The sequence below is a fragment of the Vibrio sp. V31_P5A7T61 genome (genome assembly GCF_009904895.1).
GTDB lineage: Bacteria > Pseudomonadota > Gammaproteobacteria > Enterobacterales > Vibrionaceae > Vibrio > Vibrio metschnikovii.
In genome coordinates, this window is record NZ_WXWI01000057.1 from 1 (window position 1) to 14,287 (window position 14,287).

11 protein-coding genes are annotated in these 14,287 nt (G+C 44.9%); 2 read left to right on the top strand and 9 right to left on the bottom strand.

Annotation, left to right across the window (positions count from 1 at the left end; translation table 11 throughout):
* Window positions 1-358: 358 nt before the first annotated feature.
* The 8 genes from CAG58_RS12240 to aspA all read right to left on the bottom strand — a co-directional run bounded on the left by CAG58_RS12240 (window position 359) and on the right by aspA (window position 11,973).
* Window positions 359-2,122 (bottom strand): protein-disulfide reductase DsbD, encoded by a 1,764-nt coding sequence (locus CAG58_RS12240; RefSeq protein WP_443084109.1) that lies wholly within the window; start codon window positions 2,120-2,122, stop codon window positions 359-361.
* A 76-nt stretch (window positions 2,123-2,198) separates the two neighbouring features.
* A complete protein-coding gene (locus CAG58_RS12245) occupies window positions 2,199-2,678 on the bottom strand; it encodes an arginine repressor (protein WP_161426083.1) in 480 nt (159 codons plus the stop codon).
* A 210-nt stretch (window positions 2,679-2,888) separates the two neighbouring features.
* Window positions 2,889-3,899, bottom strand: a complete 1,011-nt coding sequence (locus CAG58_RS12250) for an ornithine carbamoyltransferase (RefSeq protein ID WP_161426084.1) — start codon at window positions 3,897-3,899, stop codon at window positions 2,889-2,891.
* Window positions 3,900-4,016: 117 nt separating this feature from the next.
* Complete coding sequence (gene arcC / locus CAG58_RS12255) at window positions 4,017-4,931, bottom strand: carbamate kinase (RefSeq protein ID WP_158137459.1); 915 nt, start codon at window positions 4,929-4,931, stop codon at window positions 4,017-4,019.
* Window positions 4,932-4,991: 60 nt separating this feature from the next.
* Window positions 4,992-6,212: an arginine deiminase gene (arcA, locus tag CAG58_RS12260; protein WP_004394419.1), complete on the bottom strand. Its 1,221-nt coding sequence runs from the start codon at window positions 6,210-6,212 to the stop codon at window positions 4,992-4,994.
* 837 nt (window positions 6,213-7,049) lie between these two features.
* A complete protein-coding gene (locus tag CAG58_RS12265; protein ID WP_158144618.1) occupies window positions 7,050-8,495 on the bottom strand; it encodes a YfcC family protein in 1,446 nt (481 codons plus the stop codon).
* 496 nt (window positions 8,496-8,991) lie between these two features.
* Window positions 8,992-10,305 (bottom strand): anaerobic C4-dicarboxylate transporter family protein, encoded by a 1,314-nt coding sequence (locus CAG58_RS12270; protein WP_154169948.1) that lies wholly within the window; start codon window positions 10,303-10,305, stop codon window positions 8,992-8,994.
* 219 nt (window positions 10,306-10,524) lie between these two features.
* On the bottom strand, window positions 10,525-11,973 hold the full coding sequence (aspA, locus tag CAG58_RS12275; protein ID WP_004394423.1) for an aspartate ammonia-lyase: 1,449 nt from the start codon (window positions 11,971-11,973) through the stop codon (window positions 10,525-10,527).
* A 510-nt stretch (window positions 11,974-12,483) separates the two neighbouring features.
* On the opposite strand from aspA, the gene CAG58_RS12280 reads away from it, so the two are divergent.
* The gene (locus tag CAG58_RS12280; protein WP_161425519.1) at window positions 12,484-12,975 is read left to right on the top strand and encodes an FxsA family protein; all 492 of its coding nucleotides are present in this window, start codon (window positions 12,484-12,486) and stop codon (window positions 12,973-12,975) included.
* A 263-nt stretch (window positions 12,976-13,238) separates the two neighbouring features.
* Window positions 13,239-13,451: a cold-shock protein gene (locus CAG58_RS12285; RefSeq protein ID WP_004394424.1), complete on the top strand. Its 213-nt coding sequence runs from the start codon at window positions 13,239-13,241 to the stop codon at window positions 13,449-13,451.
* A 343-nt stretch (window positions 13,452-13,794) separates the two neighbouring features.
* Here CAG58_RS12285 and CAG58_RS12290 read toward each other — a convergent pair whose 3' ends face one another.
* Window positions 13,795-14,268: a tRNA (cytidine(34)-2'-O)-methyltransferase gene (locus CAG58_RS12290; protein ID WP_040903916.1), complete on the bottom strand. Its 474-nt coding sequence runs from the start codon at window positions 14,266-14,268 to the stop codon at window positions 13,795-13,797.
* Window positions 14,269-14,287: the final 19 nt, after the last annotated feature.

Here is a 14,287-nt window from a genome sequence, read left to right on the forward strand (position 1 = left end):
GAATTAGTGAGGTTATGAGTTCACTGGATATGCTAGGGATAAGTAACCTCTACAAAATGTGAGCTACCGCGGTAAAGATTTTTTAGAGCGATAAAAATCACCGTCTACGAACCATTATCACGTTTGGTAGGTTGAATGGCGTTCGATAAGCGCACACTTTGCAGGATGAGCAAGGGGGATGAGCTGAAGAAAATTTACAGCAATAGTCTTATTGGTCAAGGAAATGCTTGGTTGTTGAAAGTTGCTCTCTGGTTATGATTATCGTAAACGGCGTGTGGTATCACAAAAAAGGGAGAGATATTTAATTAGGGAAATAAAGATGGCAGATAAATCAACGGTGATTTATCTGCCAAGCCGATTAGCGTTGAAACTTTTCTAGGTGAGCAAGAAAAGGATGTTCGGCCATAAAGCCGGTAATACGCGCTTGAGGTAGTCGGTTTCCTTGTTCATCCCAAAAATCGATGGTCGGCAAACCAAGTACTTGCAGATGCTGTAAGAGTTCAAAATCTTCCGGCTCACTACGGGTGACATCCACTTGCAGTAATACAAAGTTTTTTAGCTGCGCTTCAACGGCGGGCTGGTGAAAGGTATAACGCTCAAATTCTTTACACGCGACACACCAGTCAGCGTAAAAATCGAGCATCACCGGTTTTCCGGCTGTTTTAGCGTCGAGCAAAGCTTGATTAAGCTGCTCGACGGTTTTAATCGGTTGAAACTGAATGTTAGCTTGCTGAGCGCTGTAATGATTGGGATTCAGCCAATAACTCAGCAGTGGTTGAGCAGAGAATAATAAGCCGAGGATAGCGATGATCCCTATCAGGCTTTGTTTCCAACCTGCAAAAGGTAAGCTGTTTTTTGCATGATAGAGCCAACCGAATGCGCTTAGTCCTAACGCCGACCATAAGACCGTGCTCCATAAGCTAGGGATAATTCTCTCCAGTAGGAAAATGGGTGCGGCGAGCAGAACAAAACCAAACAAGATCTTGATGCGATTCATCCAATCCCCTGCTTTCGGCAATAACTGGTTACCGAATACGGCGACAGCGATTAAGGGAATTCCCATGCCTAAGGCCAATGCGTAGAGCGCGACGCCCCCCGTGATCAAATCACCACTTTGTGCCACGTAGAGCAAGGCTCCCGATAAAGGAGCTGTGGTGCAAGGAGAGCAGACTAAACCCGAAATTGCGCCCATCATAAACACGCCGCCAAGCCGTCCACCTTGTTGGCGCTGACTTAAGCTACTTAGCCAAGTTTGCACGCTACTTGGCAGTTGCAAACTGTATAAACCAAACATCGATAACGCTAAGGCGACAAATAAGACACTCAATGTCATCAGGACATAAGGGTGCTGCAAAGCGGCTTGAGATTGTAAACCCGCAGAAGCTACCACTAAACCCAATAAGGTGTAGGTCAACGCCATCCCTTGCACATAGACCACACTTAGCAGCAATGCGCGGCGTTGTGAGATAGCTCCGCCACCAAGTACGATACTGGTTAAAATTGGGTACATGGGTAATACGCATGGGGTAAAAGCCAAGCCAATACCGAGTAATAAAAACAGCAGCGGAGTCCAAGCACTGTGGGCTAATCGATTCGCTAAAGAATCTTGTTGTGAAGTGGCAAGGTTGGTTTCGTTAACGGTCGTGCTAGAGATAGATTCGCTGGATGCTTGGGCGATGACGGGATCGAGATCAACAACCCGAGTTTCAGGTGGATAACAAAATCCTGCGGCGGCGCAGCCTTGATAGCGCACGGTCAATGTAGCACCAGATTGGGCATTGTTCAGTGATACGTTTATCGACAGTGGCGTATCATAAATCATCACATCGCCAAAAAATTCATCATGATACGGCTGTGCTTGCGGCAACACGTAATCGGCCAACTGGGCGTTTTTAGCCTCAATGGTTAGGCTACTTTGATATAAATAGTACCCTGGCTTGATCTGCCAATCTAAAAATAGTTGATCAGCTTGTTGGAAAAAAGACAGCGGAAAGGCTTGATCGACCGGAGCAAAGCGCGATGCTCCGTTTAACTCAAATGAGGGATTAACGGTCAAAGTGGCCAATGCCGGCGTACTGATTGCCGTACTAAGCAGCAGTAAAAGAGAAATAAATAGACGCATCATCACTACAATATCCAAAACACGATTGGCTTTACTATATAGACAACGGGTTGGAAGATACAGTGCAGCGCTGGGCTTAAGCCACCCCTAAGCGACTTTTGACAATCCGCTCACAGGCTTCGACACGATTGGCGTCGCGCGGAATCACGAGTACGGTATCATTACCGCCCACGGTACCAATGATTTCGCTGTGCGGATCGATATCAACCAAACGAGCAACTAACTGAGCGCTGCCCGGATGGGTCTTGACCACCACGACCGATTGGTTGTGAGTAATAAACTCTATTTGCGAAGCAATGGACGATTCAACGCGTACTGATGCGGTTTCTACCGTGATGCAATAAACTTTTTTGCCACAAGCATTACGGATTTTGACTACACCAAGCTGAGAAAGTAAGCGTGATACGGTTGATTGGCTTACGCCTTCAAACCCCAGTTCAACTAAGCGCTCGCGTAATTCATGTTGATTGGCGAAGCTTTGCTGTTGTAGCAGCCTCTTGCAGGCCGCGGTTAATGAGCGTTCATCAGCATCAATGTCAGGGATGGTTCGGTTCACGGTCGTGCCCTCGTTTAACGATTAAGCAAACATCATTCTGGAGTTGAGCATATCACTTATTGATTTACGGCTTATTGCGGCAGATCACCAAATAAAAAACTGCATTATGATGATTAGTTAGTTGTTTAAATGGATGAACAACGAGGTGGAGAAAATCACGAGCCGGACTTCGGCTCGTGATGTGGTGAGAGGAAGATAAAGGGTTATCGATCAGTCACCGAGGGTGGCTACCATCACCGCTTTAATGGTGTGCATCCGGTTTTCTGCTTCGTCAAACACAATCGAATGTTCAGATTCGATCACTTCATTGGTGACTTCAACCCCTTGTTTTAGCTCTGGGTAAGCTTGGGCCAACTCTTTGCCAACCGTGGTATCTTCACCGTGGAATGCCGGTAAACAGTGCATGAATTTGACATGCGGATTACCTGTGGCTTTAAGCATGTCCATATTGACTTGATAAGGCAGCATTAACTGGATGCGCTCGGCCCACGCTTCTTTGGCTTCGCCCATCGAGACCCAAACATCGGTGTAGAGGAAATCACAACCCATGATGCCTTCTTGCACATCTTCAGTTAGGGTGATTTTTGCTCCCGTTTCTTCAGCAATTGCGCGGCAAGTGGCAACCAGTGATTCTGTTGGCCAGAATGCTTTTGGCGCGACGAGGCGAATGTCCATGCCCATTTTCGCAGCGCCGACCATTAACGAGTTACCCATGTTATTGCGCGCATCGCCTAAATAAGCAAATTTGATTTGATGCAGTGCTTTACCACGGCCGTGTTCGAGCATGGTCATAAAATCAGCGAGAATTTGCGTTGGATGAAATTCATCGGTTAGTCCATTCCATACCGGAACGCCAGCGTATTGGCCGAGTTCTTCGACAATCTCTTGGCCAAAACCACGGTACTCAATCCCATCATACATCCGACCTAGTACGCGAGCGGTGTCTTTCATCGATTCTTTGTGGCCAATCTGTGAGCCAGAAGGGCCAAGGTAGGAGACTTGCGCGCCTTGATCAAAAGCCGCGACTTCAAAGGCGCAGCGAGTGCGGGTCGAGGTTTTTTCGAAAATTAAGGCAATATTTTTGCCTTTCAGGCGAGGCTGTTCATAGCCATTGTATTTGGCTTTTTTCAGCTCAATCGATAAATCTAATAGATGCTGGATCTCTCTTGGTGTGAAATCAAGCAGTTTTAGGAAGTTACGGTTACGTAAATTAAAAGCCATGATGTTATCCTCGTTTTAGGCGCTAGCATGATGTGCGCGAGCGCTGAGTATTTCGCTGATTGACGTGGTGACAACCTAGATTGGTGGGAGGTTGTCATCCAGCCTGAAACCTAGTATTTAATGGTCACGAATGATATTGGTCCCCGCTTGACCTTCTAAAATGGCTACCGCGTCTTCCAGAGCTCCAATGCCTACCAGACGGCCACCTTGTTTAATAAATTCACAGGAAGCTTGAATTTTCGGTCCCATAGACCCTTCGTCAAATTGATAAGCCGCTAATTCACTTGGCGTTGCTTGACGCAAAGCATGTTGAGTTGGGGTTCCCCAGTCGAGATAAACCGCATCGGCATCGGTTAAAATAAGCAATGCATCGGCGCCAATTTGTTTGGCGAGAAAGGCGGCTGACATGTCTTTATCGATCACCGCTTCAACGCCCACTAATTTACCTTGCTGGTACTTAACTGGAATGCCGCCACCGCCAGTACAAATCACTAAATGTCCATCGGCAATCAAGGTATTGATGGCTTGATGTTCAACAATCCCCGTTGGTAGTGGGCTTGGCACCACACGGCGGAAATACTGGCCATCAGGTTTTACTGTCCAATGGTATTTTTCTGCCAAAGCTCGCGCTTCTTCGGCTTGATAAACCGGGCCAATCGGTTTGGTTGGATTGGCAAACGCAGGGTCATTGGCATCAACGGTCATTTGAGTCAACATACAAGTCACGTTGCGTTCTGGAAGTAGGTTTTTAAACTCTTGCATCAGCATATAACCAATCATGCCTTGAGTTTCACTGCCCAATACGTCAAGTGGATACGGGTTAACTTTTTTGTACTCTAGCCCTTGTAATGCTAATAATCCGACTTGTGGGCCATTACCGTGCACCAGTACCACATTGTAGTGCTCGGCCACTTTCGCGATGGCTTGCGCGGCAATCTGAATATTGTGGCGTTGAACATCCGCTTCTAATGGCTCGCCGCGACGAAGTAAGGCATTGCCTCCTAAGGCGACGACAACAGTTTGTTTTGTCATGGTCATTTCTCTCGTTGATGGATGGAAGGAGAAATCTCCTTCCATATCACTCGCCCTAACTTAGATGTCATCACGTTCAATAGGGCAGCTCATGCAGCGAGCGCCACCACGGCCACGGCCTAATTCATCACCTGGGATAGGCAGCACGGTGATGCCTGCTTTATCGTATTTCTCATTGGTGTAAGTATTGCGCTCATAACCAATAACGACGCCTGGGCGAACCGTTAGGACGTTGTTGGCATCGTTCCACTGCTCGCGTTCTGCTTCGAAGCTATCGCCGCCGGTGGTGATCATTTGTAACTTATCAACACCCAGTGCGCGCTCGATGGTATGAATGTAAGAGGCTTGTTGAGTGGCTTTAACTTTGCCAGAAGCATCGCCGGTTAAGCTCCAACATTTCACATCATCTGGAATCACATTTGGATAGACAGAGAAGGTATCTTCACGCATGTGAGTCATGACGGTATCGAGATGCATACAAGAGCGTTCTTGAGGCAGCTCAAGGGCAATCACTTGTTTGGCTTGACCGTGTTTAAACAGTGCTGAAGCCAGTTGTTCCACCCCTTGTGGCGTAGTGCGCTCTGACATGCCGATTAACACCGCGCCGCGTCCGATGACTAAAACGTCGCCGCCTTCGATGGTAGACTTATCGTAGTTGCGTTGTTCATCACCGAAATATTTGATGAAGTCTTGGCCAGCGAAGGTTGGGTGCCAGCGATAGATTGCTCTGAGATGGTTAGTTTCACGCTGACGAGCGACTTTCGCCATCGGGTTAATGGAGACGCCACCGTATACCCAGCACGAGGTATCGCGAGTAAATAAATGGTTAGGTAGTGGTTTAATAATGAAATCATCGGCTTTATGCATCGATTGTAAGATAGACGATGATTGCATCGGGAACTGGCCGTAAGACAAGCCACCGGTTAGGATTTTAGCTAATTCAATATGCGGTAAATCATTAAGGAAGCAGCGAACATCGTTGGCAAACGTTGGTCCAAAACGATTATCTGAGATTTGCGTATGTAACAACCACTCTTTGGCTTCACTGACATCGAGGGTTTCGGCAAGCAAATTCGTTAGCAGCAAAACCTCAACACCTTGATCGCGGAGGGTTTGTGCAAAAATATCGTGCTCTTTACCTGCACGTTCAATATCTAACACATCATCAAATAATAAGTCGTGACAGTTAGAGGGGGTTAAATGAGTTAATGCACGTCGTGGACGATGAATTAAAACGCGGCGTAATTGACCTACTTCAGAACCTACGTATAACTTACTCATAATCGTATCTCTCTTATTTTGTATACCTTGATTAACTAAAGGTATAATTATTTTGTAGGGTGTATGAGGGAGATTGAAATTTATATTTAAATTCATCTCTTTGTTCTGTGTTTTATATTACCTTGTGTGGATGTTCTTTCTTGGATGTGGCTCACAGTTTACTTTTTATATTAATTTGCCATTTTAGATGAGTTATTAACAAATATTATTCATTTGATAACGTTTAAATCGGCGGTTTTTTAATGGTTTTTTATGGAATAAAATGCTTTTTATTATTGTTCATCAGCCAGTTTTCAGTCTGATAGCATTTGATTTGGAAATATTATGCAAACCATAAAAGTGTTGGGTGGTATTAGAGTGGCGAATTTATTCACTATTCGGGATTAGGTAACGGTTTTTATGGTTTTATTTTCCCTAATGTTAACAAAATAAGCGAGGAAAGATTGATCTAGAACAATTGTAAATTGCTGGTGATTTACGGGAGTCTAGAATTAATGGATTAATTTAATTCATGGTTTGATAAATAAAACTATACCCAAACGACTTGAAATTGCAGGTAGGCGGCAAGTGAGTGAATCCCCATAAGCATAGGCAAACTATGTGATTGGGGTGAACGGACGTAGCCAACACCGCTGCAGCTTCAAATAGGAAGGGTATAATTTATAATTAATCGCAAGTCAGATCGTTGTTGGCAACATGACGATAGGGGATAGTAGGAAAGCAAAAAGCCGCACCAGATAGCGTGCGGCTTTGCAGAGTAAGAATATTATCAAGCAATGATTTTATTGTTTTGTTATGGCTAGGATGACGTTGATTAAGCGGCGTTCACGTGAACCTTTAAAGTAACACACCAATGCTGAGCATAATCATAATCAATACACACAAAATTCCCAGTAATGGCGCGACCCATTTTATCCAGCGTACATAAGGGACGCGGGCAATGGCTAAGCCCCCCATCACCACTGCAGACGTTGGTGTGACGAGGTTAACTATCCCTGATGCAGATTGGTATGCCGTCACTACCAGATCGCGACTGACGCCGGCAAAATCGGCCAGTGGCGCCATGATTGGCATGGTTAACACGGCTAGACCAGAAGACGATGGCACTAAGAACGACAATAAAATCTCTAGCCAGTACATCACGTTAATAAACATCACTGACGATAATCCAGTCACGATATGCTCAGCTGAATTGAGTATCGTATCAGTGATCATGCCCCGGTCCATCACCACGACAATACCACGCGCAATCCCGATGATTAACGCGACGCCAAGCAAATCACGTGCACCATCAATAAAGCTAGTGGTGAATTCTTCTTCGCTCATTCTGGCTACAAGACCAATCAGAATCGTTGAACCCAAGAACATCGCCGATATTTCGGCCATCCACCAGCCCGCAACGGATACACCGTAAATCATCACGGCAAAGGAGAGGGCAAAAATGGCTAAAATAATTTTGCGAGTGGTAGTAAAAACTAAGCTTTCTCCGCTACGGTTACCTAAAAAGTGTGCTTGGTTTTCTTCATATTTATCGTAAACAATCGACTTACTTTGATCGGCGCGAACCATTTTCGCATAGCGCATCACGTACATGACACAGATGATCCAGCCGACTAATAAAATCGCAAGACGCAGGAAAATGCCGTCGGTAAAAGGAATCCCCGCTGCGTTGGCGGCAATCACGGTCGCGAAGGGGTTAATGGTGGAACCTAAAGTACCAATGCCAGCCCCTAGTAATACGGTTGCCGCTGCGACCACTGGGTCAAAACGAGCTGCCATCATCACTGGCACTAATAGGGTATAGAAGGGGAGTGATTCTTCTGCCATGCCGTAGATGGTGCCTCCCGCGGCAAAGAGTGCCATCAGGATGGGGATCATTAATTCCTCTCGCCCTTGTAAGCGCGAGGTGACTCGTTCAATACCTGCGTCAATCGCTCCAGTTTTAGTCACCAAGCCAAGAAAACCGCCGATGATGAGGATAAATAACGAAACATCAATTGCCGCCGCTTCGTAAGTCGTATGATCATAAAAACCATCAATGGGAGCGAGAAGTACATCAATCACACCCTGTGGATTACCTTCGGTTGGAGCATAAGTGCCCGCAATCGGCACTTCTTTACCGAGCTCGGCATTCATGGTTCGTTCATATTGACCAGCAGGGACTATCCACGTGAGTAATGCCACAAAGGCAATCAGTAAAAATAAAATGGTATAGGCAGAGGGAAACTTTAAGTTAGCAAAAAAGCCTTTCTTATGGTCCGTTGGTAAAGTTTGGCTTGTCATAGCGTTCTCCTTACATTTAGATAATCTGGCCTAAATGTGCTTGGTGGCTAATATTCACTTTTTAATCAAACAGCATGGCTTTTATTAATCAGTGAATTAAATGAAATATATGATATTAAAATGTTGAGTGAGGTTTTTAGACGGATGCTTTAATGGGTTTTATTTTAAAGATAGTAAGTTTTATTATCTTGGCTTTGCTTCACATAATATTCTTAGATATAAAAGGCGAGAGAACGTTGATTATTTGTTTTAGGGTATTTGTTTATGAATAATGAAATAATATTCTCAAAGACTACTCTCTTTTTAGACTCATCTTGGTCAGTTGTGCCTAAACAGTAAGCTTGCGCTACAGGATTGATTATTTAGAACGTTCAGGAAGAAATATTATGCACTTTTGATAATGGGTATGAACAGTTGAATTAATCGAAGTTTGTTTGATTTATATCAAAAATAATAAGGGAGCCTGAGCTCCCTTTGATGATGGTTAGTATGAAAATTAGAGGAAAATATTCGCTAAGACTAAACCAAAACCGATACTGAAGATCATGCTCAATAAACCCGGCAGCATAAAGCTGTGGTTAAAGATGTACTTACCGATCCGCGTTGTCCCTGTGCGGTCAAAGTCAATCGACGCAATGATCGGGCCGTAGTTCGGAATAAAGAAATATCCGTTAACCGCGACGAACACCGCAATGATGATTGCAGGTGGTAAGCCTAAGGTAATCGCAACCGGTACCAATACTGCTGTGGTGGCTCCTTGGCTATTGACCATCACCGATAGTCCAAATAGGGCAAAAGCAAAGGTCCATGGCGCAACTTCAACCAGACCAGATACCGCTTCTTTCACCATATCGCCGTGACCCGCGATGAAGGTATCACCTAGCCAAGCGATACCGAAAATGGCCACGATTGCGCGCATCCCGGCATGGAATACAGAGCCTTGAGTAATGGTATTGCCGTCCGGTTTACAAATCAGGATGATCAGGGCTGCAATGGATAGCATCACGATTTCAATCGTATGTGCCATGCCCATTGGTGAGCCATCAAAGTGCGGACGCAAGCTAGGAATCGCGCCCATAAAGACCACGATAATCGCACCAAATAGGAACAGAGAAACCGATGTTTTGGCCTGTGGCGTGATTTGAATATCTTCCACTTTCATCTCTTGTTCCATTTCTGCACGGAACTCAGGGTCTTGTAGGCGACGTTGATACTCTGGATCGTCTTTCAGCTCTTTACCGATTTTGTTGACAAAAATACAAGCACAGGCAAGGCCAAGGAAAGTACTTGGAATGGTGACGATCAATACGTTACCCAAAGTGATCCCTTGCGGTTCTAAGAAGGCCACTAATGCCACGACGGCGGCCGCGATAGGGCTAGCCACAATCGCAAACTGTGATGCGATGACTGCCATACCAAGCGGACGCTCTGGGCGAATACCACTACGACGACTGACTTCTGCGATCACGGGTAATACCGAGTAGGCTACGTGTCCAGTTCCAGCCATCATGGTAAAAAAGTAAGTGACTAATGGGGCGATGAAAGTGATATGACGAGGATTTTTGCGCAAGATGTTACTGGCGATTTTGATTAAGTAATCTAAGCCGCCGGCGGCTTGCATGGAAGCCGCCGCTGCCACCACCGCCATGATCATCAGCATCACATCAATCGGTGGACTGGTTGGACGCATACCAAACACAAAACTGAGAATGGCAAGACCAATCCCCCCCATGACACCCAGTCCGATACCACCAATCCTTGCCCCGATTAGGATACATCCTAATACGATAAGGAACTCAATTATGAACATCTTATACTCCTAAAAGATTATGGGAAAATCCGCTTTACCGCCCAGTGTTAAGCTAACGCAAGGCTGTGAATTCATAGGTTTATCTTATTTTTTAGTATCAATGGAAGGTAGCCGACGCTTTTAATTAATTACCATGATTTAGAATAAGTTTTGGCGACTTTCCATCTGGCAAAAACCAAGAAGGCTCTGAATCAGAGCCTTCTTGTAGAGTAAATCGAATTACTCGTAACGTTTTGCCTTGTATTTAGGGTACATCAAGTTGTCGACTGAGAAAATATCGTCCAACTCTTCTTCAGTGAGCAAGCCTCGCTCCAGTACGACCTCACGGACGCTTTTGCCCGTTTCGGCACAGATTTTACCAACGATGTCACCTTCATGGTGGCCGATGTAAGGATTAAGGTAAGTAACGATGCCGATCGAGTTAAACACATAGCCTTCACAAACCTCTTTGTTGACCGTAATACCATCGACACACTTATCACGCAGGTTAACGCATGCGTTAGAAAGCAAGGAGATAGACTCAAACATCGCTTGAGCAATCACTGGCTCCATTACGTTAAGCTGTAATTGACCCGCTTCAGCGGCATAAGTAATGGTGTTGTCATTACCGAAGACTTTAAAGCACACTTGGTTAACCACTTCAGGGATAACCGGGTTAACTTTGGCCGGCATGATCGATGAACCCGCTTGTAATTCAGGCAAGTTCAGTTCATTAAAACCCGCACGAGGGCCAGAAGAGAGCAAGCGCAAATCGTTACAGATTTTCGAAAGCTTCATTGCTAAGCGTTTCAGCGCGCCATGAGTCATTACGTAAGCACCGCAGTCGGACGTCGCTTCAATTAAGTCTTCAGCAGGTACCACTTCTAGGCCAGTGACTTCGCCTAAATATTTTATTGCTAATGCTTGATAGCCTGGAGCGGTGTTTAAACCGGTGCCGATGGCCGTCGCACCAAGGTTAACTTCTAATAATAACTTAGAGGTGTATTGCAGAGCACGGATCTCTTCGTTCAGCGTCACGGCCCACGCATGGAACTCTTGACCAACGGTCATCGGTACGGCGTCTTGGAGCTGAGTACGTCCCATTTTGAGAATCTGTTTAAACTCAACGGCTTTAAGTTCAAAAGCGCCTTTGATGTACTCAATCGATTCAATCAGTTTGAGAATGCTGTTGTAAACGGCGATTCGGAATCCGGTTGGATACGCACAGTTGGTGGATTGACTTTTGTTAACGTGATCATTGGGGTTAATAAATTGGTATTGACCTTTTTCTTTACCCATCAGTTCAAGGGCTACGTTAGCAATCACTTCATTGGTGTTCATATTGACTGAAGTGCCTGCGCCACCTTGGAAAACGTCGGAAGGAAATTGATCCATACACTTGCCGGTTTCCAAAATCAGATCACACGCTTGAATAATATAGTTAGCGACATCTTTAGGGATCACGCCTTGCTCTTTATTAGCGAGCGTGGCCGCTTTTTTGGTCATGACCATGCCACGAACAAATTCAGGGACATCTGAGATCGTAACATTAGAAATATTGAAGTTTTCTATCGCCCGCAGGGTATGGATACCATAATAAGCATCAGCAGGAACATGGCGTTCGCCGAGCAGGTCTTCTTCGATGCGGGTTGCTTGGTTCGTAATAGGGGTTTCAGATAGGGTAGCCATCACAGGATCCTTAAGATAATTGTTCTGATTAGTCACACTTAGCCATCTCTGTCTTAAGAATCCGTTCACCAGAATGGTTGGCTGGGAAAATCTGTCCTGACTTCTTCGCTAATCATACTTGACCAGTAGATAAAAAATAGGAACTGGATCACCTTTCCGGTGCATAACTCCGGAGAGGTTTAGGATCTTTAGCTAAGATCTCACGGTTTGAGTGAATTGGTTTAATAGAAATTTAAGATATTGAAAATAAGAATTATTTTATGGAATGTTTGTTGGCCTAATCGCGAGTGGTGTTGGGTGAACCTCGTAATCGTATGATTCATCAATCATAGATGGTTAGAATAGTCTGATGAGAAATGACCGGCTGATGACCTAACAAGGTTGCAGTTCCGTAGCCATCACGTTAATTTGAAAAACGTTCAGTGGTGAACGAGGATTCCCATTGGCTCATCAACAAACGGCTGAGCAGTGCAGTCAGGTAAAGTCGGGCTCAGTTAAGGAGAAGCTAGGTTGCTTATTTTATTATGTTTATTTATTGCTTTGCCAATCATTGAAATTGCGGTGCTGATTCAGCTCGGTGGCTTGTTAGGCTTATGGCCAACGCTTGCTTTAATCCTATTTACAGCTTTGGTTGGGGCGATACTGGTGCGTAGTCAAGGTGTCTTGACGTTTCTGTCCGTCCAGCAGCGCCTTCAACGGGGTGAAGTGCCGGCACAGCAAATCATCGAAGGTATGTTGTTAGCTGTCGCCGGTGTTTTATTACTGACGCCTGGATTTATTACAGATGGAATAGGCATGCTCGTTTTACTGCCTATTCCAAGGGCGCGTTTGGCTCATTACTTAATGGGCCATCTGGTTGTGAATACCATGAGTGGTCCTGACTCGTTTTCCCATCAATCATCACAATCTCGACCAAACGCCGAGGGGGAGACGTTTGATGGTGAGTATGAGTATAAAGAACAAAAGGATCATCCGCGGGACGACTCGAATCGACTCAATTGATTGATCTGTCTGGAGATTCGATTTTATTTGGTTATTTTTGAATAAAACGTTTGCTTAATGAGAAGGAAACCCTTATAGTTATCTGGCTCTATAGTTAAGAGTTATTAATGAAAATCAAAAGTAAAAGTAAATTCTTAGAATCCCATCGTAAAAGTTGTTATCCTAATATTTCCCTTACATGATTAGCTACATTAAATAATTCATGCTTCAGCACCTTGCGCATTTGCGCAGTAATCCAATGAATTCTATATAAGGGACAAATTATGTCTAACAAAGCAACTGGTACAGTAAAGTGGTTCAACGAAACTAAAGGTTTTGGTTTCCTATCTCAAGACAACGGCGGCGCGGATGTGTTTGTACACTTCAACGCAATCGCTTCTGAGGGTTTCAAAACTCTTATCGAAGGTCAAAAAGTATCATTCGTCGTTGAAAACGGCCAAAAAGGTTTACAAGCTGCTCAAGTTGTAACTCTATAATTTACTGATATTCATCAGAATATTTAAAGGTCGCCTAGGCGGCCTTTTTGCTGTCTGTCATTTTTTTAATGGCTGTCATTGATCTTTTCATGGCTTGGTCGTGATTGCTCTCTCCTACGTCAGTGTCTATTGTCGATCCAGTCTATGTCTAAAGCTATCTGCTCTACTCTGCTCTTCGTATCGCTTGTTTGCAAAAGTGTCGGTTTGTAGTTTCTGGCTGTCGGAATCGTGAGCATACCTCACCTTTAGTATCACTTAAGGTTGAGGCGGATTGATCATCTCAGATTACGCATGGAAAACGCGTTAATATCGATCGCCTCTCCTTAAATACTCGGTGGGTAGCTTATTGAGCTCCCGAAAAACCTAATTGACGCCAAGCTTCAAAGGCAATGATGGCTACCGCATTGGATAAGTTTAGACTGCGAGCATTGGGCATCATTGGAATACGAATGCGTTGATTCATCGGTAAGCTATGGATCAGGTCGGCGGGTAAGCCGCGCGTTTCTGGGCCAAACAGTAATACGTCCCCAACTTGAAACTGTGCATCAACATGATGTCCGGTGGTTTTTGTGGTGCAGGCAAAGAGTCGGAATTCACCACGAGCCGTTAAGTAGTCGAGAAAGGCTTGATAATTTTGATGGCGAGTGACTCGGGTGAGGTCATGATAATCTAAACCGGCTCTGCGCAGTTTTTTCTCCTCAAAATCAAACCCTAAAGGTTCTATTAAATGTAAGTTCGCGCCGCAATTAGCGGATAAGCGAATAATATTCCCCGTATTAGGGGCGATTTCAGGTTCATAGAGGGCGATGTCAAACATGGTCGAACGGTTCCTTATC

Coding starts and splice junctions, on each gene's coding strand:
- CAG58_RS12240 (WP_443084109.1), bottom strand. CDS start 2,122: ATGCGTCTATTTATTTCTCTTTTACTGCTGCTTAGTACGGCAATCAGT.
- CAG58_RS12250 (WP_161426084.1), bottom strand. CDS start 3,899: ATGGCTTTTAATTTACGTAACCGTAACTTCCTAAAACTGCTTGATTTC.
- arcC (WP_158137459.1), bottom strand. CDS start 4,931: ATGACAAAACAAACTGTTGTCGTCGCCTTAGGAGGCAATGCCTTACTT.
- arcA (WP_004394419.1), bottom strand. CDS start 6,212: ATGAGTAAGTTATACGTAGGTTCTGAAGTAGGTCAATTACGCCGCGTT.
- CAG58_RS12265 (WP_158144618.1), bottom strand. CDS start 8,495: ATGACAAGCCAAACTTTACCAACGGACCATAAGAAAGGCTTTTTTGCT.
- CAG58_RS12270 (WP_154169948.1), bottom strand. CDS start 10,305: ATGTTCATAATTGAGTTCCTTATCGTATTAGGATGTATCCTAATCGGG.
- aspA (WP_004394423.1), bottom strand. CDS start 11,973: ATGGCTACCCTATCTGAAACCCCTATTACGAACCAAGCAACCCGCATC.
- CAG58_RS12285 (WP_004394424.1), top strand. CDS start 13,239: ATGTCTAACAAAGCAACTGGTACAGTAAAGTGGTTCAACGAAACTAAA.
- CAG58_RS12290 (WP_040903916.1), bottom strand. CDS start 14,268: ATGTTTGACATCGCCCTCTATGAACCTGAAATCGCCCCTAATACGGGG.